The organism is Dactylosporangium sp. NPDC050588 (assembly GCF_040654975.1).
In the GTDB taxonomy this organism is placed as follows: domain Bacteria; phylum Actinomycetota; class Actinomycetes; order Mycobacteriales; family Micromonosporaceae; genus Dactylosporangium; species Dactylosporangium maewongense.
In genome coordinates this window covers 103799-126947 of record NZ_JBFAJA010000024.1, presented here as the reverse complement: position 1 = coordinate 126947, position 23149 = coordinate 103799, and the positions used below count along the sequence as shown (strand labels likewise).

Here is a 23149-nt window from a genome sequence, read left to right as displayed (position 1 = left end):
ATGCGCCCGAACCTGTTCACCGTCGACCTGCCGGGGGCCGGCAGGGTCAGTACCATGGCGAAACCGCGCGGCGGGGACTGGCTCGCGGACGAGATGGCCGCCCTGCGCGGGGCCGGCGTCGGTGTGCTGGTGTGCGCGCTGACCGCCGAGGAGCTGGTCGAGGTCGATCTCGCCGACGAGCCTCGGGCGGCCGGCGACGCGGGCCTGGAGTTCGTGGCGGTCCCGATTCCGGACCGCGGCGTGCCGGCGCCCGGAGTGGTCCTGCCCGAGCTGCGGCGCCTCGCCGGCCTGGTCCGCGCGGGCGGGCACGTGGTGACGCACTGCCGGTTCGGGATCGGGCGCTCGGCCATGCTCGCCGCCGGCATCCTGGCCCTCGACGGCGTCCCGCCCGCGCTCGCCTGGCAGCGCCTCGAGCAAGCGCGCGGCGTGCCCGTCCCCGACACCCCTGACCAGCGGACCTGGCCGGACGCGCTGCTGGAGGTGGACGGGCGACGGTGGCGGTGACGGCCGGGCCGACCGTCGGCCGGGTGCTGCACCGCACCGGCAAGTCGCTGGTGACCGCCCGGCAGCTACCGAGAGGTGCCGGTGGTCGTAAAGACGATCACGACGGACGACGCGTTCCGGGTGGAGCGGCGGCGGCGTGAGCCGGCCGCCTGCCGGTGGTTCGGGGAGCCGGAGGCGCTGTGGGCCGACGACCGGGTGATGGTGCTCAGGGCACTGCCCGGCGCCCGCCTGCACGAGGAGCGTCATCCGCATGCACCGGGCGCTGGAGCCCGGGCCGGTGCGGCACCAGCGGCTCGCCACGCTCGACCGGCACACCGCGGCCACCCGAAAAAGACGGCCACCCGAAAAAGACGGCCACCCGAAAAAGACGGCCACCCGAAAAAGACGGCCACGTGAAAAGACGGCCACCTGAGAAGTCGGCCACCTGAAACAACGGTCAAGTGCGGGCGCGGGCGCGTAGGTGGGACAGGATCTCGACGATGGCCGGCGGGACCCGGGGCTGGCGGCGGTGCAGGGCGGCCATGGTGACGACCGTGGTGTCGCCGCGCAGGGGCCTGGTGACGATGAGGCCGGCGCGTTCGAGCGGGTCGCCGTGCACGCTGTAGTCGGGCAGGACGGTGAGGCCGATGCCCTCGGCGACCATCATCTTGCCCATCTCCGCGCCGTCGGTGGAGTGCCAGCGCGCCGGCAGGTCGGCGCCGAAGAGGCGGTGGGCGAAGCGGTGCATGAGGTAGCCCGCGCGCATGGCGACGAAGCGCTCGGCGCGCAGGTCGTCGACGGTGACCTCGGCGCCCGCGGCGAGCGGGTGGCCGGCGGGCAGGACGGCGGCGGGGCGGCCGGTGAGCAGCGGGGTCGCCTCGAGGTCGGGTGGCACGTCGTCGCCGTCGAGGAGGTTGACGAGGCCCAGGTCGAGGGTGCCCTCGGCGAGTGACACGTGGATCTCGTCCTGCTGGAGGTTGCGGACCTCGACCACGGCCGCGCTGTCGGCGGCCTGGAAGGCGCGCACGGCCGGCAGGACGAGCGCGGCGGTGCCGGCGTTGACGGTGCCGATGCGCAGCAGCCGCCGGCTGGTCCGCTGGTTGCCCGCGGCGGCCTTGAGCCGGTCCACGGCCTCCAGGACGTCGACGATCGGCTGCAGCAGCTCCTGACCCGCGGCGCTGATCCGGGCGCCCGAGCGGCGCCGGTCCAGCAGCCGCACGCCCAGCTCCTGTTCGAGCTTGCGGATCGCCTCGCTCAGCGCGGGCTGCGACACGTGCAGCTCCTCGCCGGCACGGCGCAGGGAGCCGTGCCGGGTCACCGCGGCCAGGTATGTGAGCTGCTCGATCCGCATACGCACTCCAAAGCGGAAGGGGGGATCGGCAATGCCTTCCACCCGGGGTCTTGCGCGTCAATACCCTACTAAGTCTATAGTATTTACCGAGAAACAAGGAGAGATGCATGCGACCCCTGCACTTCGCCGCCTTCGTGATGAACACCACCGGCCACATCATTCAGGGCACCTGGCGCCGGCCGAGCGCCCGCCAGGCCGACTTCAACAGCCTCGACCTGTGGGTCGACCTCGCCAGGACCCTGGAGCGCGGCACGTTCGACGCGATCTTCTTCGCCGACGTGGTCGGGCTGTACGCGCCGTACCGTGGCGACGAACGCAAATACGTCGAGGCCGGCCTGCAGGTGCCGAGCAACGACCCGTCGGTGCTCGCGAGCGCCATCGCCTACGCGACGGAGCACCTCGGGATCGCCTTCACCGCGTCGATCCTGCAGGAGCACCCGTTCAATTTCGCCCGCCGCATCTCCACGCTCGACCATGCCAGCAAGGGCCGCGTCGCCTGGAACATCGTCACGAACTACCTGCCCAACGCGTCACGCAACTTCGGCCTGGAAGGGCTGACGAAGCACGACGAGCGCTACGCGTGGGCCGACGAGTACGTCGACGTCACGTACAAGCTGTGGGAAGGCTCGTGGGAGGACGACGCGCTCGTCCAGGATCGCGCGACCGGCATCCACGCCGACTACGACAAGATCCACCGGATCGAGCACGAGGGCCCCCGGTACAAGGTGGAAGGCCCGCACCTGGTGAGCCCGTCGCCGCAGCGCACGCCGCTGCTCTTCCAGGCCGGCGCGTCGGAGGCGGGCCGCACGTTCGCCGCGAAGAACGCCGAGGCCGTGTTCATCGTCGCGCCGGGCGTCGAGGCCGCCGCCCGGGACACCGCCGACATCCGCGCCCGCGCGGTCCAGCACGGCCGCTCGCCGCACGACCTCAAGTTCTTCCAGGGCCTGCACTTCGTCGTCGGCTCCACCGAGGAGGAGGCGAAGCGCCGCAGCGACGAGCTCGACCAGTGGATCGACTACGACGCCCAGCTGTCGCACATGTCGGGCGCGATCGGCATCGACCTCGGTCACGAGGCCCTCAAGGACCTCGACCGGCCCGTCGGCGAGTTGAAGACCGAGGGCGTCCAGTCGATCCTCGGCTGGATCAACGACCTGGTCACCGACCGCCCGCCGACCCTGCGCGACGTCGCGCACTACACCTCCCACAACGGCCGCGTCACCGGTACCCCGGAGCAGATCGCCGACGAGCTGGAGCGCTGGCGGGCCGCGGGCGTCGACGGCATCAACGTCGTCAACGCCGAGATCCCCGGCAGCTACGAGGAGTTCGTCGACCACGTCATCCCGGTGCTGCGCGACCGCGGCCTCGCCCAGCGCGAGTACACCGAGGGGACCCTGCGGCAGAAGCTGTTCGGCCGCGACCGCCTCCCCGAGACGCACCCGGCGGCGCGATACAGAAGGACTGCCAAGGCATGAAGCGCCTCATCCTCAACCTGTTCGAGATGAACTGCGTCAGCCACATCACCCACGGGCTGTGGCGGCTGCCGGACAACAACCGGGAGCGGTTCAACGACATCGAGTACTGGACCGAGCTCGCCGTGCTGCTCGAAGAGGGCGGCTTCGACGCGGTCTTCCTCGCCGACGTCGTCGGCACCTACGACACGTTCCGCGGCTCCGCGGCCACCGCCATCCGGCAGGGCCTGCAGATCCCCAACAACGACCCGGCGTCGGTGGTGCCGGCGATGGCGGCGGTCACGAAGCACCTCGGCTTCGGCATCACGTTCTCCACCACCTACGAGCCGCCGTTCGCGTGGGCGCGCCGGGCCAGCACCCTGGACCACCTCACCAAGGGCCGGGTCGGCTGGAACATCGTCACGTCCTACCTGCCCAACGCGGCCCGCAACTTCGGGCACGACGACGAGGTCGAGCACGACAACCGGTTCGAGCGGGCCGACGAGTACCTCGACGTGCTGTACAAGCTGTGGGAAGGCTCCTGGGACGACGACGCGATCGTCGCCGACCGGGAGGGCAACGTGTTCGCCGACCCGGCGAAGATCCGCCCGATCCACCACGACGGCGAGTACTTCAAGGTCGAGGGGCCGCACCTGCCGTCGCCGAGCCGGCAGCGCACCCCGGTGCTGTTCACGGCCACCGCCAGCGCGGCCGGCACGAGGTTCGCCGGCAAGCACGCCGAGGTCGTCTTCACCGGCGGCCCGAGCACGGAGGCGCTGCGCACGACGATCGCGGGCATCCGCGAGGCGGCCGTCGCCGCCGGCCGGCGCGCCGACGACGTGCGGTTCATCACCATCGCCGGCGTCGTCGTGGCGCCGACGGAGGACGAGGCGAAGGCGAAGTTCGCCCGCTACCAGGAGCTGGCCAGCGCCGACGGCTACCTCGCCCACGCTGGCCTGCCGTGGGACCCGACCGCGTACCCGCCGGACACGAAGGTCGGCGACGTCGCCACCGGCGAGGGCCGGGTCAGCCGGTTCCGGGTCATCGACCCGGAGCAGACCGTCGGCGAGTTGCTCGAAGGCTTCGGCGACCTGGGCCGCCAGCCGCTGCTCGCCGTCGGCAGCCCCGAGCAGGTCGCCGACGAGATCGAACGCTGGCTCGACGAGGTCGGCATCGACGGCATCAACCTGCTGCAGTACCACTCCCACGAGACCACCCGCGACTTCATCGAGCACGTCGTGCCCGTCCTGCGCGAGCGAGGGCGCCTGCGCAGCACGTACGACGAGCGCGAGACCCTCCGCGACCGCATCTTCGGCGAGGGCGACCGGCTGCCCGAGCGGCACCACGGCGCCCGGTACCGCGGCGGCGCGCATCTCCCGGTCAGCGGCATCACCGACCCCACAAAGGAAACCCCGTGAAGAAGACACTCGCCGTCATCCTCGCGACCGCGTCGCTGAGCGCGTGCGGTGCCGCTGAGGCGACCAGCGACGGGACGCCGAAGACCGGCGGCACCATCGTCTACGGCCACGTCCAGGAGCCGCCGTGCATCTTCGGCGGCTGGATCCAGCAGGCGTACATCTCCCGCCAGGTCCTCGACGGCCTCGTCACGCTCGCCGAGGACGGCAGCGTCCAGCCGTGGCTGGCGACGAAGTGGGCGGCGTCCGCGGACGGCCTCACGTACACCTTCACCCTCAAGGAGGGCGTGAAGTTCACCGACGGCACGCCGGTCGACGCCGAGGCGGTCGCCTGGAACTTCGACCTGTGGGAGAACAAGGGCGGCAACAGCACCGCCAAGGTCTCCATCGACCCGTACTACAAGTCGGCGAAGGCCGTCGACGCCAGGACCGTCGAGATCTCGCTGAACTCGCCGTACCCGCCGTTCCTGAACCTCATCACGCAGGGCTACTTCGGCATCCAGTCGCCGACGGCGTACAAGAGCCGCACGGAGAAGGAGAACTGCGAGAAGCCGATCGGCTCCGGCGGCTTCACCGTCAAGGAGTGGAAGCACGGCGAGGAGGTCGTGCTCGCCAAGAACCCGGCCTACACGTCCTGGCCGGCCACCGCGAAGCACGAGGGCCCGGCGATCGTCGACGAGGTGCGCTGGAAGTTCATCGCCGACGGCGTCTCCCGCTACGCGTCGCTGAGCACCGGTGAGTCCCACGTGGTGTACGAGGTGCCGACGGTCAACTGGAAGGACGCGACCGCGCGGTACCAGACGATCCGCTACATCACGCCCGGCAAGCCCGTCTCGTTCTACATCAACACGAAGACCGGCCCGTTCACCGACGCCGCCGTGCGCAAGGCGTTCGCCTACGGCGCGGACCGGAAGGCCGCCGTCGAGGCCGGCTTCCACGGCGTCATCCCGTACGAGGGCAACCCCGCCGTCAGCCAGTCCACGCCCGGCTACAACGCCGAGGCGGCCAAGGCCTACGCCTACGACCCGGCCAAGGCCAACCAGCTGCTCGACGAGGCCGGCTGGACGGGCCGCAACGCCGAGAAGGTCCGCACCAAGGACGGCCAGCCGCTCACCATCAAGCTCGTCTACGGCTCCGGGTTCATCTTCACCCAGGAGGGCGCGACCGTCCTGCAGGTGCTGCAGGAGCAGTGGAAGCAGGTCGGTTTCGACGTGAAGCTGATCCCCGCGACCCAGGCCGAGCTGTGGGGCGGCAAGTACTCCGACCCGAGCACGTTCGACGCCACCCCGTCCTACTGGACCAGCCCGAGCGCCGCGATCCTGTGGATCGTGTGGCGGCCCTCGACCACGGAGAAGCCGAACGGCAGCAACCGGTCCTTCTACAACAACGAGACGCTGTCCACGACGATCCAGCAGGCCAACGCCGAGGCCGACGCAGCGAAGGCCAACGCCCTGTACGGCAAGGCGCAGCAGATCATCCAGGACGACGCGGCCGGGATCGGCCTGTACACGCAGAACTCCACCTACGCCGTCGCCCAGAACCTGAAGAACGTGTGGCTCGAGAAGAGCCAGGGCGAGCCGGTCTTCTCCGACGCGTACTTCGTCGGATGAGCGCCGTGATCCGGGTGGTGTTCAAGACCGTGGCGTCCCTGGCGGTGATCGTGGCCGCCGCGTCGGTCACGTTCTTCGCCCAGCTGGCCGTCCCCGGCGACCGGGCCAACACGCTGATGAACCTGCAGACCGGGCAGGACAAGCAGTGGACGGCCGCGGAGCTCGCGCCGCTCAACGAGCGGTTCGGGTTCGACGACCCGGTCGTCGTGCAGTACCTGGACTACCTGAACGGGTTGCTGCACGGTGACCTCGGCACGTCGTACACCCAGAAACGGCCGGTGCTGGAGATCATCGGCGGGCAGCTGCTGCCGAGCCTGACCCTCACCGGCGCGGCGCTGCTCGTCGCCTGGGCGCTCGCCCTCGGCATCACCCTGGTGACCGTGAAACGGGGCAGGTTCCTGACCGGCCTCGGCACCACCTGGGAGGCGCTGACGGCGAGCCTGCCGCACTACTGGGTCGGGGTCGTGCTCCTCGTCGTCTTCGCCGTCCAGCTGCGGGCGTTCCCGATCATCGGGGGCACCAGCGCCTGGGGGAGCGTCCTGCCGGTGCTCACGCTCGCGATCCCGCTCGCCGGCTTCCTCGGTCAGGTGACCCGCGACGAGTTCGAGCAGGTGCTGCGGCAGCCGTTCGTGACCACCGCCCGCACCCGCGGGATGTCGGACCTGGGCGTGCGGCTGCGGCACGTGCTGCGGCACGCGATCCTCCCGGCGGTCACCCTGTCCGGCTGGGCGCTCGGCGCGCTCGTCTCCGGCGCCGTCATCGCCGAGAACATCTTCGGCCGGCCCGGGATCGGGCAGGTGCTCGTCACCGCCGTCAACACCCGCGACCTGCCGACGGTGTCCGGGATCGTCCTGGTCGTCGCCGCCATCTACGTCATCGCCAATCTGCTGGTCGACCTCGCGTACGCGCTGATCGACCCGCGGCTGCGGACGGCGGTCGCCCCGTGACGACGATCCCGCTCACCACCCGCCCCATCAGGCTGCCGCGACCCGGCACCGTCGTGTCGCTGCTCGTCACCGGGTTCGTGGTGGTCGCGGCGCTCGCGCCGGGGCTGCTCACGGGCGACAGCCCGACCGCGATCGACCTGACCGCGACCCTCCAGGCGCCCTCGTGGCAGCACCCGTTCGGCACCGACGACGCCGGCCGGGACCTGCTGGTGCGGGTCATCTACGGCGCCCGGGAGTCGCTCGGCCTCGGCCTGGGCGCGACCGCCCTCGCCTTCGCCTTCGCCATCACGCTGGGCTTCACCGCGGCGCTGGCCGGCGGGGTCGTCGACGCGGCCATCACCCGCGTCCTCGAGGTGGCGTTCGCGTTCCCGTCGCTGCTGCTGGCCCTGCTGGTCATCGCGGTCCGCGGCCCGTCGCTCGCCACGTCGATCGTCGCGGTCGGGATCGGCTCCGCGCCCGGGTACGCCCGGATGATCCGTGGACAGGTCCTCGCCGTGCGGCAGGCCGGGTTCATCGAGGCGGCCACCGCGCTCGGGCACGGCAGGCTCACCGTCATCCGGCGGCACCTGTTCCCCAACGCCATGCGGCCGCTCGTCGCGGTCGCGACCCTCGGCGTCGGCCAGTCGATCGTGTGGGCGTCGGCGCTGTCGTTCCTCGGCCTCGGTGTCGCCCCGCCCAGCTCCGAGTGGGGCGCTCTGCTGGACGCCGGCCGCCTGCACATCACCACCTCGTGGTGGCTGGAGATCCTGCCCGGCGTCGTGATCGTGCTGGTGGCGCTGTCCGTGACCTCGCTCGGCCGCACCCTGCAGCACCGACTCGGAGGAGCCGCCCGATGACCACAGTGGACGCACGACCGTTGGTGAAACAGGCGACGCTGCTGCGGGTCGAGAACCTCAGGGTGGCGTTCGGCGGCGACGAGGTCGTCAAGGGGATCTCGTTCACCGCACGGCCCGGGCAGTGCCTCGCGATCGTCGGCGAATCAGGATCCGGCAAGAGCGTCACCGCCCGCACCCTGGTCGGGCTCACCGGCGCCGGCTCCAGCGTCACCGCGGACCGGATCGACCTGGCCGGCACCGACCTGCTGCACACCTCGGAGCGGGCGTGGCGGGCCGTCCGCGGCCGCCGGGTCGGCTTCGTGCTGCAGGACGCGCTGGTCTCCCTCGACCAGCTGCGCCGGGTCGGCGACGAGGTGTCCGAGCCGCTGCGGATCCACGGGTGGGGTGGCCGCGCCGAACGGGCCGACAAGGCCGTCGAGCTCCTCGGGTCCGTCGGGGTGCCGGAGCCGGCGGTGCGGGCGCGGCAGCGGCCGTACGAGCTGTCCGGCGGCCTGCGGCAGCGGGCGCTGATCGCGTCGGCGATCGCCCTGGACCCGCCGCTGCTCATCGCCGACGAGCCGACGACCGCGCTCGACGTCACCGTCCAGGCGCAGGTGCTCGACCTGCTCGCCGCGTCGAAGGCGCGCGGGACGTCGATCATCCTGATCAGCCACGACCTGTCCGTCGTGGCGCGGCTCGCCGACGAGGTCGCCGTGATGCGCGACGGCGAGATCGTCGAGCACGGCCCGGCGGCGCAGGTGTTGCACGAGCCGCGGCACGACTACACGCGGATGCTGCTCGCCGCGATCCCGTCCGAACACACCCGCGGCACCCGGCTGAGCGGGCCATCCACTGTGGAACGTCCAAGGAGGACGATCGACCGCGGCCGGCCCGTGCTGGAGGCGCGGCACCTCACGAAGGTGTTCCGCGGACCCGACAAGGTGGACCGGACCGTCGTCGACGACGTGTCGTTCGAGCTGTTCGGCGGCGAGACCCTCGGCATCGTCGGCGAGTCCGGCTCCGGCAAGACCACCACCGCCCGGATCGCCCTCGCCCTCCTGGCGGCGACGTCGGGTGAGGTACTGCTGCACGGCGAGCCCTGGTCGGCGCTGACCACCGAGCGCCGCCGGCCGCTGCGCCGACAGGTCGGCGTCGTCTACCAGGACCCGCACAGCTCCTTCGACCCGCGCTGGTCCGTCGGCCGCATCCTGACCGACGCGCTCGGCACCGGCGACCGGCCGCCCCGCTCGAAGGCCGAGGCCCGGGAGCGGGCCGTGCGCCTGCTCGAACAGGTCGGCCTCGGCGCCACCCACCTCGACGCGGTGCCGCTGCGACTGTCGGGCGGGCAGCGGCAGCGGGTCGCGATCGCCCGCGCGCTCGCGCCCGAGCCGAAGGTCGTCGTGTGCGACGAGCCGGTCTCCGCGCTCGACGTGTCGATCCAGGCGCAGGTGCTCGACCTGCTCACCGACCTGCAGCACGAGCTCGGGGTCAGCTACCTGTTCATCTCCCACGACCTCGGCGTCATCCACCACGTCAGCGACCGGATCCTGGTCATGAAGGACGGCCGGATCGTCGAGCACGGCACCGCAGCCGACGTCTTCGAGCGGCCGCGGCACCCGTACACGCGACAACTGCTGACCGCGGTGCCCCGGCTGGGGGCGTCATGACGTTCACCGAGCGCTTCGCCCCCGTCTTCGCGCGCATCGCCGAGGGCGCCGTCGAGCGGGAGGCCGACCGCCGGCTGCCGGCCGAGGAGGTCGAGTGGCTGCGGGAGGCCGGGTTCACGAAGCTGCGGATCCCCGTCGAGCACGGGGGTCTCGGCGCCACCCTGCCCGAGTTCACCGAGCAGCTCATCGAGCTCGGCCGGGCCGACTCGAACCTGCCGCAGCTGCTGCGCGGGCACATCGGCTTCGTCGAGAGCCGCCTCGCGCACGCTGCTTCGGAGGTCCGCGACCGGTGGCTGCGGCGGATCGCGGCCGGCGTGATCGTCGGCAACGCGCAGAGCGAACGCGCCAGCACCTCCTGGTCCGCCCCCGAGAGCACGCTGCGCCCCGCCGATGACGGCTTCCGGCTCGACGGCCGGAAGTTCTACTCCACCGGCAGCCTCTTCGCCGACTGGATCCAGACCACCGCCGCCGGGAAGGACGGCACGGTGAACGTCCTCGTCCCCGCGTCCGCGCCCGGCGTGACCAGAATCGACGACTGGGACGGCTTCGGGCAGCGGCTCACCGGCAGCGGCACCACGATCTTCGAGGACGTGCCGGTCGCCGCCGAGGACGTCGAGCCCTTCGAGGAGACCCGCTCCACCCTGATGGCGGTGTTTCAGCTGGTACACCTGGCGAGCCTGGCCGGCATCGCCAGAGCCGCGGTCGCCGACACGGTCGCCTACGTGAACGGACGCACCCGCAACCTGCACAACCCCGCGCACCCGTCGCCGGCCACCGACCCGCAGGTGCAGCAGGTCGTCGGCCGTCTCGCCGGTGCCTCGACCGTCGTGTCCGCCGCGGTCCTGGCGGCGGCCGGCGCCATCTCGGCCGCGCGGTCCGAGCCCGACTCCGACCGCTTCGCAGACCGCGCGGACGTCGCGGACGTCGCGGTCTTCGGGGCGCAGGGCGTGGTCGCGCGGCTCGTCCTGGACCTGACCACCGAGCTGTTCGAGGTCGGTGGGGCGTCCGCGGTCACCGAACGGTTCCGGCTCGACCGGCACTGGCGCAACGCCCGTACCCTCGCCTCCCACAACCCGGTGATCTACCGGGACCGGATCGTCGGGCAGTACCTGCTGGACGGGACCAGCCCCAGCGCGGCCTACGCGAAGCTGCGGGAGGGCGCATGACCCGGGCGCTCACCACCGTCCCCGTGCTCACCGCCGGCGCGGCGGTCGAGGTCGCCGCCGGGCTCGCGCGCAGCTTCGCCCGGGATGCCGCCGACCGGGACGCGCGGCGGGTGCTGCCGGTCACGGAGCTCGACGAGCTCAGCGCGTCCGGGCTCCTCGCCATCACCGTGCCCGTACCGTACGGGGGCGCAGGCCTGCCCGTGGAGACCGTCGCCGAGGTGGTCCGGCTGCTGGCGACCGGCGACCCGAACATCGCGCAGATCCCGCACAGCCACTACGCGTACATCGGCCAGCTCCGCCGCAACGGCACCGACGCCCAGCGGCGGCAGCTCTTCGGGGAGGTGCTCGCGGGGCGCCGCTTCGGCAACGCCCAGTCCGAGGCCGGCACGAAGCACGTCCGCGACATCCGGACCACGCTGACCGCTCTCGGCGACGACCGCTGGCGCCTCGACGGCCGCAAGTTCTACGCCACCGGGGCGCTGCTCGCGCACCGCATCCCCGTGCTCGCCCACCTCGGCCCCGACGGGCCGCTGCACGTCGCGTGGGTCGACCGGCACGCGGACGGCGTGGAGGTCATCGACGACTGGGACGGCCTCGGCCAGCGCACCACCGCCAGCGGCTCCGTCGTGCTGCGCGGCGTCGACGTTCCCGACTCGCTGATCACACCGTACGCGGTGACGTTCGACGGGCCGCAGACCTACGGCGCGTTCGCGCAGGTGCTGCACGCCGCCATCGACGCCGGGATCGCCCGCGCCGCGCTCACGGAGGCCGCCGCGTTCGTGCGGGAGCGCAGCCGCCCGTACCCCGACGCGGGAGTCGACCGGGCCGCGGACGACCCGCTCGTCGTGCACGCGTTCGGCGAGCTGGAGCTGGCCGTCCGGGCGGGGGAGGCGCTGCTCGCCGAGGCGGCCAGGGCGATCGACCGGGCCGACGCCGCGCTCACGGCGGACCCCGCCCGTACCAGTACGGGGCTCACAGCGAACGTCGCCCGTACCGGTACGGGGCTCACAGCGGACGCCGCCCGTACCGACGCTGCCGCCCGTACCGACGCCGCCGCCCTCACCGGCGCGGCGTCGCTCGCCGTCGCCGCCGCGCGGGCCGCCACCAGCCGCGCCGCGGTCGACGCCGGCAGCCGCCTCTTCGAGGTCGCCGGCACCCGGTCGGCGGCCGCGGGGCTCGGCCTCGACCGGCACTGGCGCAACGCCCGCACGCACACCCTCCACGACCCGACCACATGGAAGATCCAGCACCTCGGCCGCTGGGCCGTCGACGGTACCCCACCCCCAAACCACGGACAGGCGTAACCACGGACAGGCGTGTTGACAGTCCTCCCCGCCCTAAAGGGCGGGGATTCCCTGGGTCACCCCAGGGGGTTCCTGCTTCACCGGCGACTGCCCCGTTCGAGAGGACTCTCGTTGAGGTCTTACACCGCCTCCACAGGCGATCACGGAGAGCCCCTCCGCGAGGATGTTGCGGGCCGCGTTGACGTCCCGGTCGTGGACGGTGCCGCACCGGCACGTCCACGACCGCACGTGCAGCGGCATCCGCTCAGCGAGCGCACCGCAGGTCGAGCACAGCTTGCTCGACGGGAACCAGCGGTCAACAGTAACCAACGTCCGGCCGTGCCAGTCCGCCTTGTACTCCAGCATGGTGCGGAACTGTCGCCACGCCGCATCGGAGATGGCGCGGGCCAGCGTGTGGTTCTTGACCATGTTGCGTACGGTCAGGTCCTCGATCACGATCCTTTGATTCTCACGAACGAGCCGAGTGGTCAGCTTGTGCAGGTGGTCACGCCTGCGGTCGGTGATGCGGGCGTGGACGCGGGCGACCTTCACGCGAGCCTTGGCGCGGTTGTTCGAGCCCTTCTGCTTGCGGGCGTGCTGCCGCTGGGCGCGAGCCAGGGCGGTCCGGTCACGGCGCTCATGCCGGAGGTTGGTGATCTTCTCGCCGGTCGACAGGGTGAGCAGGGAGTCGAGCCCCGCGTCGATGCCGACCTGTCCGGTGGCAACTGTCTCGGGGACTACGTCGTCGCAGAGCAGCGACACGAACCAGCGTCCGGCAGCGTCCTGCGACACGGTCACCGTGGACGGCGATGCACCCTCGGGCAGTGCCCGCGACCACACGATGTCCAGCGGCTCGGCCATCTTCGCGAGGGTCAGCTTGCCGTCGCGGTACCGGAACGCGCTGGTCGTGTACTCCGCCGACCGCCGCGACTTCTTCTTGGACTTGAACGTCGGGTATTTGGCCCGCTTGGCGAAGAAGTTCGAGAACGCGACTTGCAGGTGTCGCAGCGCCTGCTGCAGCGGAACCGAGGACACCTCGTTCAGGAACGCGAGACCCTCGGTCTTCTTCCACGCGGTCAGCATCGCGCTGGTGGCGGTGTAGTTGACGCGTTCCTGGCGCAGTGTCCACGCCTCGGTCCGGGCCTGCAACGCCAGGTTGTAGACCAGTCGGACACACCCGAACGTCCGGGCAAGCTCGGCGGCCTGCTCGGGGGTCGGGTAGAAGCGGTACTTGAACGCCCGCTTCACCGTCCTGGCCACGGCTCACGCGATAGCCGCCTAGATGGTGAACGTTGCGATGACGCGCGGTAGACGCCGATCCGCCTTGGCGGCGGAGTGACTGTCCCTGCCCTGCTCCGCAGGAGTTCCGTTTCCTCCCCGGCCTGAAGGCCGGAGTATCCACGGAAGGAATCCGATGACCGACCTCAAGTTCCACTGGTTCCTGCCCACCAACGGCGGAGACGGCCGGCAGGTCGTCGGCGGCGGACACGGCACCCCAGCCGGTGCCGCCGGCCGCCCGGCCTCCGTGCCGTACCTCGGCCAGATCGCGCGCTCCGCCGAGCAGCTCGGCTTCGAGGCGGCGCTCACCCCCACCGGGGCGTGGTGCGAGGACGCCTGGATCACCACCGCCATGCTGGCGAGCGTCTCCGAGCGGCTGAAGTTCCTCGTCGCGTTCCGCCCCGGCCTCACCTCGCCGTTCCTCGCCGCGCAGATGGCCGGCACCTTCCAGAACCTGTCCGGCGGCCGGCTGCTGCTCAACGTCGTCACCGGCGGCGAGAGCCACGAGCAGCGCATGTACGGCGACTTCCTGGACAAGGACGCCCGCTACGAGCGCTGCGGCGAGTTCCTGTCGATCGTCCGCGACCTGTGGTCCGGCAAGCCCGTCACCTTCGAGGGCCGGCACTTCCAGCTGTCCGACGCGGTGCTCGCGCAGATCCCCGCGCCGCTGCCGCAGGTGTACTTCGGCGGCTCGTCCCCGGCGGCCCTCGACGTCGCGGCCCGCCACGTCGACGTCTACCTCACCTGGGGCGAGCCACCGGCGGCCGTGGCCGCGAAGGTCGCCCGGGTCCGCGACCTCGCCGACGCGGAGGGCCGGCAGCCGGCGTACGGGCTGCGGGTGCACACCATCGCCCGCGACACCGCCGAGGAGGCGTGGGCGGAGGCCGACCGGCTGCTCGCCGGCATCTCCGAGGAGCAGATCCGCCAGGTCCAGGACGGGCTGCGCCGCAGCGAGTCCGAGGGGCAGCGGCGGATGCTCGACCTCAACGGCGGCACCAAGGACGGCCTGGAGATCCACCCGAACCTGTGGGCGGGCGTCGGGCTCGTCCGCGGCGGCGCCGGCACCGCGCTCGTCGGCAGCCACCGGCAGATCGCCGACCTCATCGAGGAGTACGCGGCGGCCGGCATCAGCGAGTTCGTGCTGTCCGGCTACCCGCACCTGGAGGAGGCGTACCGCTTCGGCGAAGGCGTCCTGCCCGAGCTGGCCGCCCGCGGCCTCTGGCGGCATCCCGCGCCACCCGCCGGGGCGACCGCGTCCGTGCCGTTCGGTGGGGCGGTGACCCGATGAGCACGCTGCGGACCAACCAGGACCTCGACCCGGCCCGCCTGCGCGAGGTGTTCGGCATCTTCCCCAGCGGCGTGGTCGCGGTCGCCGCGCTGGTCGACGGCGTGCCCGTCGGCCTCGCCGCGAGCTCCTTCACGTCCGTCTCGCTGGACCCGCCGCTGGTGTCGTTCTGCATCGCGAACACCTCGAAGACGTGGCCCGACCTGCGCCGCGCCGCCCACCTGGGGGTCACGATCCTCGCCGAGCACCACTCTGCCGTCGCCCGCCAGCTCGCGGGCGCCGTCGACCGGCGCTTCGACGGCCTGCCCGTCACCGCCACCGCCGACGGCGCCCTCATCCTCGACGACGGCCTGGCCCACTTCGACACCACGATCTACAACGAGTTCCCTGCCGGCGACCACACCATCATCCTGCTGCGGCTCAGCGCCGCGGGCCGCTCGGCCCTGCCCGACCCGTCCCCGCTCGTCTTCCACCGCAGCAGGTTCGGCCGCCTGGGCTTTTAGCCCCAACGCTCGATGTGGCGCACGACGTCGGCGAGCCGGCGGTCGCCGACGCCGTCGACCCATGCGGCGAGCCGGTCGTGCTCCGCGGCGAGCGGCCCGCCCGCACCAGCGCGCAGCACCGGGTCACTCCGGGACGTGCCGTGCGGGGGCGCGACGGCCGGTGCTGATCTTCTCGACGTGGCCGCAGTAGCACTCGAGGGCGAGCAGGACGCCGGTGTCGGTGTTGCGCAGGGAGCGGATGCGGCGCTCGGACAGCAGGACGCGGGACCCGTGGGTGGGGCAGTCGATGACGAACATGGTCTCAGCCTGCGCCCGGCGGCGTGAACACAACAGTGGCAGATCTGCACGCGATCGCAGATTTTCTGCCATCATGGTGGCATGCATCATCCGTTCCGCAACGTCGCCGCGTACGTCCACCACGGCACCGGCGCGTTCGGAGCCGGGATCGTGAGCGAGATCTTCGGCTACGACCGCACGTCCCGCGGGCTGCCCGGGTTCGACTTCGCGGTCTGCACCGACGAGCCGGGGCCGGTGGCCACCGACGCCGGGCTCAAGCTGATGGTGGAGCACGGCCTGGACCGGCTCGCCCAGGCCGACCTGGTCCTCGTCACCTCGTGGGAGCACTTCGACGTCGCGCCGTCGCCGGCGGTGCTGGAGGCGCTGCGGTCGGCGTACGAGCGGGGCGCGACCATCGCGGGCCACTGCACCGGCGCGTTCGTCCTGGCGTGCGCGGGCCTGCTCGAAGGCCGGCGGGCGACGACCCACTGGCGGTGGGCGGCGGCGATGGCGGCGCGCTTCCCGGATGTGCTGCTCATGCCCGAAGTGCTGTATGTCGACGAGGGGCGCATCGTCACCGGCGCGGGCGCGGCCGCCGGCGTGGACATGTGCCTGTATCTGCTGCGCCGCGAATACGGCTCGGCGGTCGCGAACACCATCGCCCGCGACATGGTGCTGTCGCCGCACCGCGACGGCGGGCAGGCGCAGTACGTGGCGGCGTCCGTGCCGGCCGACTGCGACGACGAGCGCCTCAGCGCGGTCCTCGGCTGGGCCCGGGAAAACCTCGACGCCCCACTGACGGTCGAGGTCCTGGCCGCCCGGGCGCTGATGAGCCAGCGCTCCTTCGCCCGCCGGTTCGCCGCCGCGACCGGCTCGACCCCGCACGCCTGGGTGCTGTCCCAGCGTCTGCACCGGGCCGAGGAGCTGCTGGAGACCGCCGACCTGCCGATCGAGGAGGTCGCCCGCCGCGTCGGCTTCGGCACCGCCGCCACCCTGCGCGAGCAGTTCGTCCGCCGCCGCGGCGTCCCACCCCGCGAATACCGCAAGGCGTTCGCCTCCTGATCTTGTCGAGGTGGGCTCGTGGCCCGTACCGTCCGCGGCATGCTCTCCCGGTGGTTCAACCCGCTGCGCTCCGCCGGCCGTGACGTGGTCGCGGCGGTCGCGCACGGCTACGAGGCGTTCGAGGCCGAGGACTGGCCGCGCGCCGGCGACCTGCTCGCCGCGGTGGCGCCACGCGTCCCCCGGCGAGCGGCGAAGGCGGTCTGGTTCGGCGCGGCGCTGGCGTTCAAGTTCGCCCGCGACTGGCCCCGCGCGCTGGAGACCGGCAAGACCGCCGTCACGTACGTGCAGCGGGGCGCCGAGGAGCCCGCCTACTGGAACCTCGGCACGGCCGCCACCGTCCTGCGCGACTGGGAGACCGCCCGGGACGCGTGGATCGGCTCCCCACCACCCGCTCCTGGACCAACCTGCACCCAGCCTGACGCCGGGCCGGCTCGCGCAGGTGCGTGGGGGCGACCGATGGCCTTCGGGCATGATCCGTGGGGCGGTGTTCTTCGACGTCGACGGGACGCTGGTTCCCGGCGGTAGCAGCGGTGAGCACCTGGCGACGCCACGCCACCGCACATGGCGCGGGACTGGCCGTCATCCGGCGCGGAGCAGGGCCTCGGCGATGAAGAGGTCCTGCAGGGCGATGCCGGAGGAGTCGAAGACGGTGATGTCGTCGGGTGAGCGGCGGCCGGGGGTGCGGCCCGCGAGGACGTCGCCGATGGCGGTCACGGTGAGGGTGCCCTCGGCGACGAGGGCGGCGACGTGCTGCAGCTCGCCGATGCGGACGGACTGGGACGGCAGGTCGCAGAAGAGGCGGGCGGTGGTCAGCAGGGCCGGTGGGAGCTCCTGCTTGCCGGCGGCGTCGGAGCCCATGCTGGCCACGTGGGTGCCGGGCCGCACCCAGGCGGCGTCGAAGAGGGGTGCCGTGGCGGTGGTGGCGGTGACGATGATGTCGGCGGCGGCGCAGGCCTCCTCGGCGGGGGTGAGCGTGCCGGTGAGGCCGCGGGCGGCGAGCCGGGACAGGAACTCCGCGCCACTGGCGGCGCTGCGGGCGACCACGAGGATCGTCGAGACGGGCCGCACCCGGGCGAGGGCCAGACACTCGTAGAGCGCCTGGTGTCCCGTTCCGAAGATGGCGAGTGTACGGGCATCGTCCCGCGCCAGCACGGAGGCGGCGACCGCGTCCGCGGCGGCGGTGCGGTAGGCGTTCACGACGCCCGCCTCGACGACCGCCTCGACGCGGCCGACGGACTGGTCGAGGAGCAGCACGACGGAGTTGTGCCTGGGTTGCCCGGCGGCGGCGTTGCCGGGCCAGTAGCTGCCGACCTTGACGCCGGCCAGCGAGGCCGACGCGCCGGGCTTGACCGTGAACCGGTTCGCCGGGTCGGAGCCGTGGCAGGCGACGGCGGGGAAGACCGACGACTGCGGCTCGGCGGCGGCGATCAGCGCCGAGCGCACGGCGGTGAACGCCAACTCCTCGTTGACGAGCGCGGCCGACTCGGCCTCGGGCAGGAACCGCATCGTGGTCACCATCCTCTGATTCGGGACCACACGGCCTCGACGGCGCGGGAGCCCGGCCGGACCACGTGGTAGCGGTCGTGCTGCGCGGCGGTGGCGCAGGCGTGGTTGGGCAGGATCCGCACCCGGGCGCCGACCGGCAGGGTGGGCAGCGCGGCGGAGCTGCCGGGCCGGACGGAGAGGATGCCGTGCTCCTGGCTGGCGTCGGTCATCAGCAGGTCGTCATACAGGGTGCCGTCGAGGTCGGCGACCAGCCCGTACCCCTGGTCGACGCGCTGGCGGGCGGTGCCACGGTCCCGGGACGTCGCCATCCAGCCGCCGTCGGTGAGGATCCAGCCCTTGTCGGGGCGGTGGCCGATCACGGTGGCGACCACCGTCATCGCCAGGTCCGACGGCGTGCACACGCCGATGCCGGCCATCACGAGGTCGAAGAGGAGGAAGTTGCCGGCCCGGACCTCGGTGACGCCGGTGAGGTCGGTCGCGAAGTGCGCGGTCGGCGTCGATCCGACGCTCACCACCGGCGCCTCGAAGCCGGCCGACCGCAACACCGCGGCGGCCCGCACCGCGCAGTCGCGCTCGTGCGCGGCGGCCGCACGGAGCGCGGTGACGCCGTCGGCGAAGTACGACTCGCCGGCGTGCGTCAGCACCCCGCGGGGCACGGCGCCGCGCGCGGCGAGGGTGCGCGCGATGTCCAGCAGGACCGGGTCGGTGGGCTGGACGCCGCCGCGGTGACCGTCGCAGTCGACCTCGATCAGCGCCGGCACGCCGGCGGGCACGGCGGCGGCCTGCTCCACGCTGTCGAGCAGCACGGTCAGGTCGACCCCCCGGTCCCGCAGCGCGGTCACCCGCGGCAGCTTGTCCGGTGCGATGCCGACGGCGTACAGGATGTCGCGGTACCCGGCGTCGGCGAACGCGGAAGCCTCGGCGAGCGTCGACACGGTGATCGGGACGGGCCGCCCGTCGTCGAGCAGCGCGGCGAGGTCGACGGACTTCGTTGTCTTGACGTGCGCCCGCAGCGGCACGCCGAGCCCGGCGAGATGCTTGCTGAGGCGGTCGGCGTTCGCCCGCACCACGGTCGCGTCGACCGCCAGGAACGGTGTCTGCGCGTCATCCAGTGTCAACGGAGCTCCTCCGGCTCTCGGCGAGGTCGGCGTAGGCCGCGGACCGGGAGACCCCGAGCCGCGCGGCGACCCGGGGCACGGCGTTGCGGACGGCGAAGACGCCGCGCCGGTCCAGCGCGCGCAGGAGCGCGAGCCGTTCGGGCCGGGTCAGCGCCGCCACCGGCCTTCCCCGTGCCAGCTCCTCCGCCCGTACCAACGCATCGACGACATCATCGAAGTCGTCGCTGAACGTGGTGGCCGGCACCTGCGCGGCCGCCGCGCCGGCCAGGGCGGTGAGCAGGTCGCCGGCCTGCCGCAGCGCCGTGACGTCGACGTTGACGCAGAGGGCGCCGAAGACGTGGCCGGCGCCGTCGCGCAGCGGCATGGTCGAGGACTTGACGATCCGGCCGTCGGGGGCGCGGGTGACGTAGTTGACGTCGTTGGTGGCGGCGTCGCCCTGGGCGAGCACGGCCAGGCCGATCTCGCTGATCGCGTCGCCGGCCTTGCGCCCCGTCACCGAGCCGGCGACCGCGACGACCGACTGCTCGCCCCGCCGGTAGTCGTGCAGGACGACCTCACACATCGGCCCGAACGTCGCCGCCAGCCCGTCGATGACCGGCAGCAGCGCCGCCAGGATCGCGTCCGCTCCTGCATCCACCCGCTCATAGTAGACGTCCAGCTTCTGGACGAAAAGTCCAGCCCAGCGAGCCGATGATCGCCGACGGGCGTAGGGTGACCGGCGTGGACTCCGAAGACCGGATCGCGCTCTTCCTCGACTACGAGAACCTGGCGCTCGGCGCCCGGGACCACCTCGGTGGCATGACCTTCGACTTCCGGCCGATCGCCGACGCCCTCGCCGAGCGTGGCCGGGTGGTGGTCCGCCGGGCGTACGCGGACTGGTCGTACTTCGACGAGGACCGCCGGATGCTGACCCGCTCGCACGTCGAGCTGATCGAGATGCCGCAGCGGATGGGCGCCTCGCGCAAGAACGCCGCCGACATCAAGATGGCGGTCGACGCGATGGAGCTGGCGTTCGAGCGCGACTACATCTCCACGTTCGTCCTGTGCACCGGCGACAGCGACTTCACCCCGCTCGTCGACAAGCTGCGCGGGCTCAACAAGCGGGTCATCGGCGTCGGCGTCGAGAAGTCCACCTCGGCGCTGCTGCCTCCGGCGTGCGACGAGTTCCTGTACTACGACCGGCTCGAGGGCGTGGACGCGCGCTCGAGCCGGACCCGGGGCGGCGGCCGGACCGCACGCGCCACGCCGGAGCCGGAGCCGCGCCGGGCTAAACCGGTGCCCGAGCCGGAGCCGGAGCCGGTGCCCGAGGTCGGCGACGTCGACGAGCTCGCCGTGATCGTGGCGCAGACCGTCGCCGGGCTGCAGGGCAGCTCCGGGGGAGAGGTCACCGCCTCGACGCTGAAGCGGACCCTGCTGCGCAAGGACCCGACGTTCAGCGAGTCCGACTACGGGTTCCGCGCGTTCGGGGAGCTGCTGCGCCACCTCGGTGACCGCAACGTCATCGAGCTGTCCGGCGGCCGCGCCAAGGGCGACCCGGAGGTGGCGCTGCCCGAGCACGGCGACCGGGAGGACGGGTTCGCGCTGCTGCGGTCCGTGGTGCTGGACGCCGGGGGCGGCGGCGCGGCGCTGTCGGGGCTGAAGAACCAGGTCCGCCGGGTCCGGCCGGACTTCAGCGAGAAGAAGCTCGGCTACCGCACGTTCCTGCAGTTCTGCAAGGCCGCCGCGACCGGCGGCGCGGTCCAGCTGCGCTGGAACCCCGAGGCGGACGACTACCTGGTCACCGCGACAAGTTAGCGCGCACATCCGCGACGGACTGGGCATTGACGGCATGGCATGTGAGCGATAACAATCGTCGCCACCCGCCTAGAGACATGGACACCAGCAGATGAAGCATGCGGTCCGCCTCCTCGCGCTCCTCGCCCTGCTCGCCGTGTATGTCGCCACCCCGGCCCGGCCCGCCCTGGCGGCCGTCACCGGCACCCAGGTGCCCGTCCCGCCGCCGCCGATGGGCTGGGCCTCGTGGAACACGTTCGCCGCGAAGATCAACTTCAACGTCATCAAGGCGCAGGCCGACGCCCTCGTCTCGTCCGGGCTGGCCGCCGCCGGCTACAAGTACGTCAACATCGACGAGGGCTGGTGGCAGGGGACCCGCGACGCCGCCGGCAACATCACCGTCGACACCGCGGAGTGGCCCGGCGGCATGGCCGCGATCGCCGACTACCTGCACGGCAAGGGCCTCAAGGCCGGCATCTACACCGACGCCGGCCGCGACGGCTGCGGCTACTACTACCCGACCGGCCGCCCGGCGGCGCCCGGCAGCGGCAGCGAGGGCCACTACGCGCAGGACATGCTGCAGTTCTCCCGCTGGGGCTTCGACTTCGTCAAGGTCGACTGGTGCGGCGGCAGTGCCGAAGGGCTCGACCCGCAGAGCACGTACCGCGCGATCAGCGCCGCCGTCACCAGCGCCGCCGCGACCACCGGCCGCCCGCTCGTGCTGTCCATCTGCAACTGGGGCGTGCAGAGCCCGTGGAACTGGGCGCCCGGCATGGGCGCGATGTGGCGCACCAGCACCGACATCATCTACTACGGCCAGACCGCCACCCAGGCGATGGTCCTCAGCAACTTCGACCAAGGCCTGCACCCCGCGGCCCAGCACACCGGGTACTACAACGACCCCGACATGATGATCGCCGGCATGCCCGGGCTGACCGCCGCGCAGAACCGCACCCACATGGGCCTGTGGGCGATCTCCGGCGCGCCGCTGCTCATCGGCGACGACCTCGCCACGATGGACGCCACGACGAGGGCGACGCTCGGCAACGCCGAGGTGATCGCCGTCGACCAGGACCCGCGCGGACTGCAGGGCGTCAAGGTCTCCGATTCGCAGGGGCGGCAGGTGTACGGGAAGGTGCTCTCCGGCTCGGGACGGCGCGCCGTGCTGCTGCTCAACCGGGGGACCGCCGCGGCGTCGATGACCGTCCGGTGGGCGGACCTGGGCCTCGCCGCGACGTCGGCATCCGTGCGGAACCTGTGGTCCGCGCAGAACGCGGGGAGCTTCGCCACGTCGTACACCGTCAACGTCCCGGCGAACGACGCGGTGCTGCTGACCGTCACCGGCACCGAGGCCGCCGCCACCACCTACGAGGCCGAGGCGACCGGCAACACCCGCACCGGCGCGACGGTCGCCGCCTGCGACGGCTGCTCGGGCGGCTCGAAGGTCGGTGGCATCGGCAACGGCGGCACCCTGCGCTTCAACGCCGTCGCCGCACCGTCCTCGGGCCTCGCCGTGGCGACCATCGCGTACACCAACGGCGACCCCACGACGCGCACGGCGACGCTGCAGGTCAACGGGCAGCCCTCGACGGTCGTCGCGTTCCCGCCGACCGGGTCGTGGACCACCGCCGGCACCGTCTCGGTCATCGTGTCGCTGACCGCCGGCTCGGCCAACACGCTCACGTTCTCCAACGCCGCCGCCTGGGCGCCGGACCTGGACGCGATCGAGGTCCGCCAGCTCGCGTCGGCGCCCGCGGCGGTGCGCGTCCAGGGCGTGCAGTCCGGCCGGTGCCTGGACGTCGACAACTCCAGCACCACCAACGGCGTGCAGCTGCAGCTGTGGGACTGCAACGGGCAGGCCAACCAGGCCTGGACCGTGACGTCGAGCAAGCAGCTGACGGTGTACGGCGCCAGGTGCCTGGACGCCTACAACAACGGCACCACGAACGGCACCGCCGTCGTCATCTGGGACTGCAACGGCCAGGCGAACCAGCAGTGGAACGTCAACGCCGACGGCACCATCAGCAGCGCGCAGTCCGGCCTGTGCCTGGACGCCAGCAACCGCGGCACCGCCAACGGCACGAAGATCATCCTGTGGGCGTGCGGCTCGGGCACGAACCAGCGGTGGACCCTGGCGTAGCCGTTGATGGTTCGCGCGCCGGC

General features: G+C 72.4%; 22 protein-coding genes. 15 read left to right on the top strand and 7 right to left on the bottom strand.

The annotated features are described in order from the left end of the window. Entirely contained in the window at nucleotides 1-504 is a 504-nt protein-coding gene (locus AB0I21_RS18860; RefSeq protein WP_360562644.1) for a tyrosine protein phosphatase, read from the top strand. Nucleotides 505-940: 436 nt separating this feature from the next. Here the strand turns inward: AB0I21_RS18860 and AB0I21_RS18855 are convergent, their stop codons facing one another. Next, the gene (locus AB0I21_RS18855; protein ID WP_344499466.1) at nucleotides 941-1834 is read right to left on the bottom strand and encodes a LysR family transcriptional regulator; all 894 of its coding nucleotides are present in this window, start codon (nucleotides 1832-1834) and stop codon (nucleotides 941-943) included. Between the two features lie 107 nt (nucleotides 1835-1941). On the opposite strand from AB0I21_RS18855, the gene AB0I21_RS18850 reads away from it, so the two are divergent. Genes AB0I21_RS18850 through AB0I21_RS18815 form a run of 8 tightly spaced genes read left to right on the top strand, consistent with a single transcriptional unit; the run spans nucleotide 1942 to nucleotide 12206 of the window. After that, the gene (locus tag AB0I21_RS18850) at nucleotides 1942-3306 is read left to right on the top strand and encodes an LLM class flavin-dependent oxidoreductase (RefSeq protein ID WP_360562642.1); all 1365 of its coding nucleotides are present in this window, start codon (nucleotides 1942-1944) and stop codon (nucleotides 3304-3306) included. Beyond that, on the top strand, nucleotides 3303-4700 hold the full coding sequence (locus tag AB0I21_RS18845) for an LLM class flavin-dependent oxidoreductase (protein ID WP_360562640.1): 1398 nt from the start codon (nucleotides 3303-3305) through the stop codon (nucleotides 4698-4700). The genes AB0I21_RS18850 and AB0I21_RS18845 overlap by 4 nt, the downstream gene beginning before the upstream one ends. Continuing rightward, nucleotides 4697-6307 carry an ABC transporter substrate-binding protein gene (locus AB0I21_RS18840; RefSeq protein ID WP_360562638.1) on the top strand — a complete coding sequence of 537 codons (1611 nt, stop codon included), beginning with the start codon at nucleotides 4697-4699 and terminating at the stop codon, nucleotides 6305-6307. Before AB0I21_RS18845 ends, AB0I21_RS18840 begins: the two co-directional genes overlap by 4 nt. After that, nucleotides 6304-7254, top strand: coding sequence for an ABC transporter permease (locus AB0I21_RS18835; RefSeq protein ID WP_360562636.1), 951 nt, complete (start codon nucleotides 6304-6306; stop codon nucleotides 7252-7254). The genes AB0I21_RS18840 and AB0I21_RS18835 overlap by 4 nt, the downstream gene beginning before the upstream one ends. Further along, a complete protein-coding gene (locus AB0I21_RS18830) occupies nucleotides 7251-8090 on the top strand; it encodes an ABC transporter permease (protein ID WP_360562634.1) in 840 nt (279 codons plus the stop codon). Before AB0I21_RS18835 ends, AB0I21_RS18830 begins: the two co-directional genes overlap by 4 nt. Continuing rightward, complete coding sequence (locus tag AB0I21_RS18825; protein ID WP_360562632.1) at nucleotides 8087-9736, top strand: ABC transporter ATP-binding protein; 1650 nt, start codon at nucleotides 8087-8089, stop codon at nucleotides 9734-9736. The genes AB0I21_RS18830 and AB0I21_RS18825 overlap by 4 nt, the downstream gene beginning before the upstream one ends. Then, the gene (locus AB0I21_RS18820; RefSeq protein ID WP_360562630.1) at nucleotides 9733-10902 is read left to right on the top strand and encodes an acyl-CoA dehydrogenase family protein; all 1170 of its coding nucleotides are present in this window, start codon (nucleotides 9733-9735) and stop codon (nucleotides 10900-10902) included. The genes AB0I21_RS18825 and AB0I21_RS18820 overlap by 4 nt, the downstream gene beginning before the upstream one ends. Then, nucleotides 10899-12206 (top strand): acyl-CoA dehydrogenase family protein, encoded by a 1308-nt coding sequence (locus tag AB0I21_RS18815; protein WP_360562628.1) that lies wholly within the window; start codon nucleotides 10899-10901, stop codon nucleotides 12204-12206. The genes AB0I21_RS18820 and AB0I21_RS18815 overlap by 4 nt, the downstream gene beginning before the upstream one ends. Nucleotides 12207-12239: 33 nt before the next feature. Here AB0I21_RS18815 and AB0I21_RS18810 read toward each other — a convergent pair whose 3' ends face one another. Next, nucleotides 12240-13445, bottom strand: coding sequence for an RNA-guided endonuclease TnpB family protein (locus tag AB0I21_RS18810; protein WP_360562626.1), 1206 nt, complete (start codon nucleotides 13443-13445; stop codon nucleotides 12240-12242). Nucleotides 13446-13599: 154 nt separating this feature from the next. Here AB0I21_RS18810 and AB0I21_RS18805 point away from each other — a divergent pair, with 154 nt between their 5' ends. Next, nucleotides 13600-14751 carry an LLM class flavin-dependent oxidoreductase gene (locus AB0I21_RS18805; RefSeq protein ID WP_360562624.1) on the top strand — a complete coding sequence of 384 codons (1152 nt, stop codon included), beginning with the start codon at nucleotides 13600-13602 and terminating at the stop codon, nucleotides 14749-14751. After that, entirely contained in the window at nucleotides 14748-15251 is a 504-nt protein-coding gene (locus AB0I21_RS18800) for a flavin reductase family protein (RefSeq protein WP_360562622.1), read from the top strand. The genes AB0I21_RS18805 and AB0I21_RS18800 overlap by 4 nt, the downstream gene beginning before the upstream one ends. On the opposite strand, the gene AB0I21_RS18795 is transcribed toward AB0I21_RS18800, so the two are convergent. Continuing rightward, nucleotides 15248-15370: a hypothetical protein gene (locus AB0I21_RS18795; protein WP_360562620.1), complete on the bottom strand. Its 123-nt coding sequence runs from the start codon at nucleotides 15368-15370 to the stop codon at nucleotides 15248-15250. The genes AB0I21_RS18800 and AB0I21_RS18795 overlap by 4 nt on opposite strands. Before the next feature lie 4 nt (nucleotides 15371-15374). After that, nucleotides 15375-15548 (bottom strand): hypothetical protein, encoded by a 174-nt coding sequence (locus tag AB0I21_RS18790; protein WP_360562618.1) that lies wholly within the window; start codon nucleotides 15546-15548, stop codon nucleotides 15375-15377. An 81-nt stretch (nucleotides 15549-15629) separates the two neighbouring features. On the opposite strand from AB0I21_RS18790, the gene AB0I21_RS18785 reads away from it, so the two are divergent. Both AB0I21_RS18785 and AB0I21_RS18780 read left to right on the top strand, forming a co-directional pair. Continuing rightward, the gene (locus tag AB0I21_RS18785; protein WP_360562616.1) at nucleotides 15630-16589 is read left to right on the top strand and encodes a helix-turn-helix domain-containing protein; all 960 of its coding nucleotides are present in this window, start codon (nucleotides 15630-15632) and stop codon (nucleotides 16587-16589) included. A gap of 39 nt (nucleotides 16590-16628) precedes the next feature. Continuing rightward, entirely contained in the window at nucleotides 16629-17114 is a 486-nt protein-coding gene (locus tag AB0I21_RS18780; protein WP_360562614.1) for a hypothetical protein, read from the top strand. 54 nt (nucleotides 17115-17168) lie between these two features. Here AB0I21_RS18780 and AB0I21_RS18775 read toward each other — a convergent pair whose 3' ends face one another. From AB0I21_RS18775 to AB0I21_RS18765, 3 genes are read right to left on the bottom strand one after another with little or no spacing between them, the layout of a single operon-like run. Next, entirely contained in the window at nucleotides 17169-18095 is a 927-nt protein-coding gene (locus AB0I21_RS18775; RefSeq protein WP_360562612.1) for an ornithine cyclodeaminase family protein, read from the bottom strand. A 5-nt stretch (nucleotides 18096-18100) separates the two neighbouring features. After that, the gene (locus tag AB0I21_RS18770) at nucleotides 18101-19213 is read right to left on the bottom strand and encodes an alanine racemase (protein ID WP_360562610.1); all 1113 of its coding nucleotides are present in this window, start codon (nucleotides 19211-19213) and stop codon (nucleotides 18101-18103) included. After that, nucleotides 19200-19850, bottom strand: a complete 651-nt coding sequence (locus AB0I21_RS18765; RefSeq protein WP_360562608.1) for a helix-turn-helix transcriptional regulator — start codon at nucleotides 19848-19850, stop codon at nucleotides 19200-19202. Before AB0I21_RS18765 ends, AB0I21_RS18770 begins: the two co-directional genes overlap by 14 nt. Before the next feature lie 83 nt (nucleotides 19851-19933). Here AB0I21_RS18765 and AB0I21_RS18760 point away from each other — a divergent pair, with 83 nt between their 5' ends. Together AB0I21_RS18760 and AB0I21_RS18755 are read left to right on the top strand one after the other, a co-directional pair. Continuing rightward, the gene (locus tag AB0I21_RS18760) at nucleotides 19934-21007 is read left to right on the top strand and encodes an NYN domain-containing protein (RefSeq protein ID WP_360562606.1); all 1074 of its coding nucleotides are present in this window, start codon (nucleotides 19934-19936) and stop codon (nucleotides 21005-21007) included. Nucleotides 21008-21098: 91 nt separating this feature from the next. Then, a complete protein-coding gene (locus AB0I21_RS18755; RefSeq protein ID WP_360562604.1) occupies nucleotides 21099-23126 on the top strand; it encodes an RICIN domain-containing protein in 2028 nt (675 codons plus the stop codon). Nucleotides 23127-23149 lie beyond the last annotated feature (23 nt).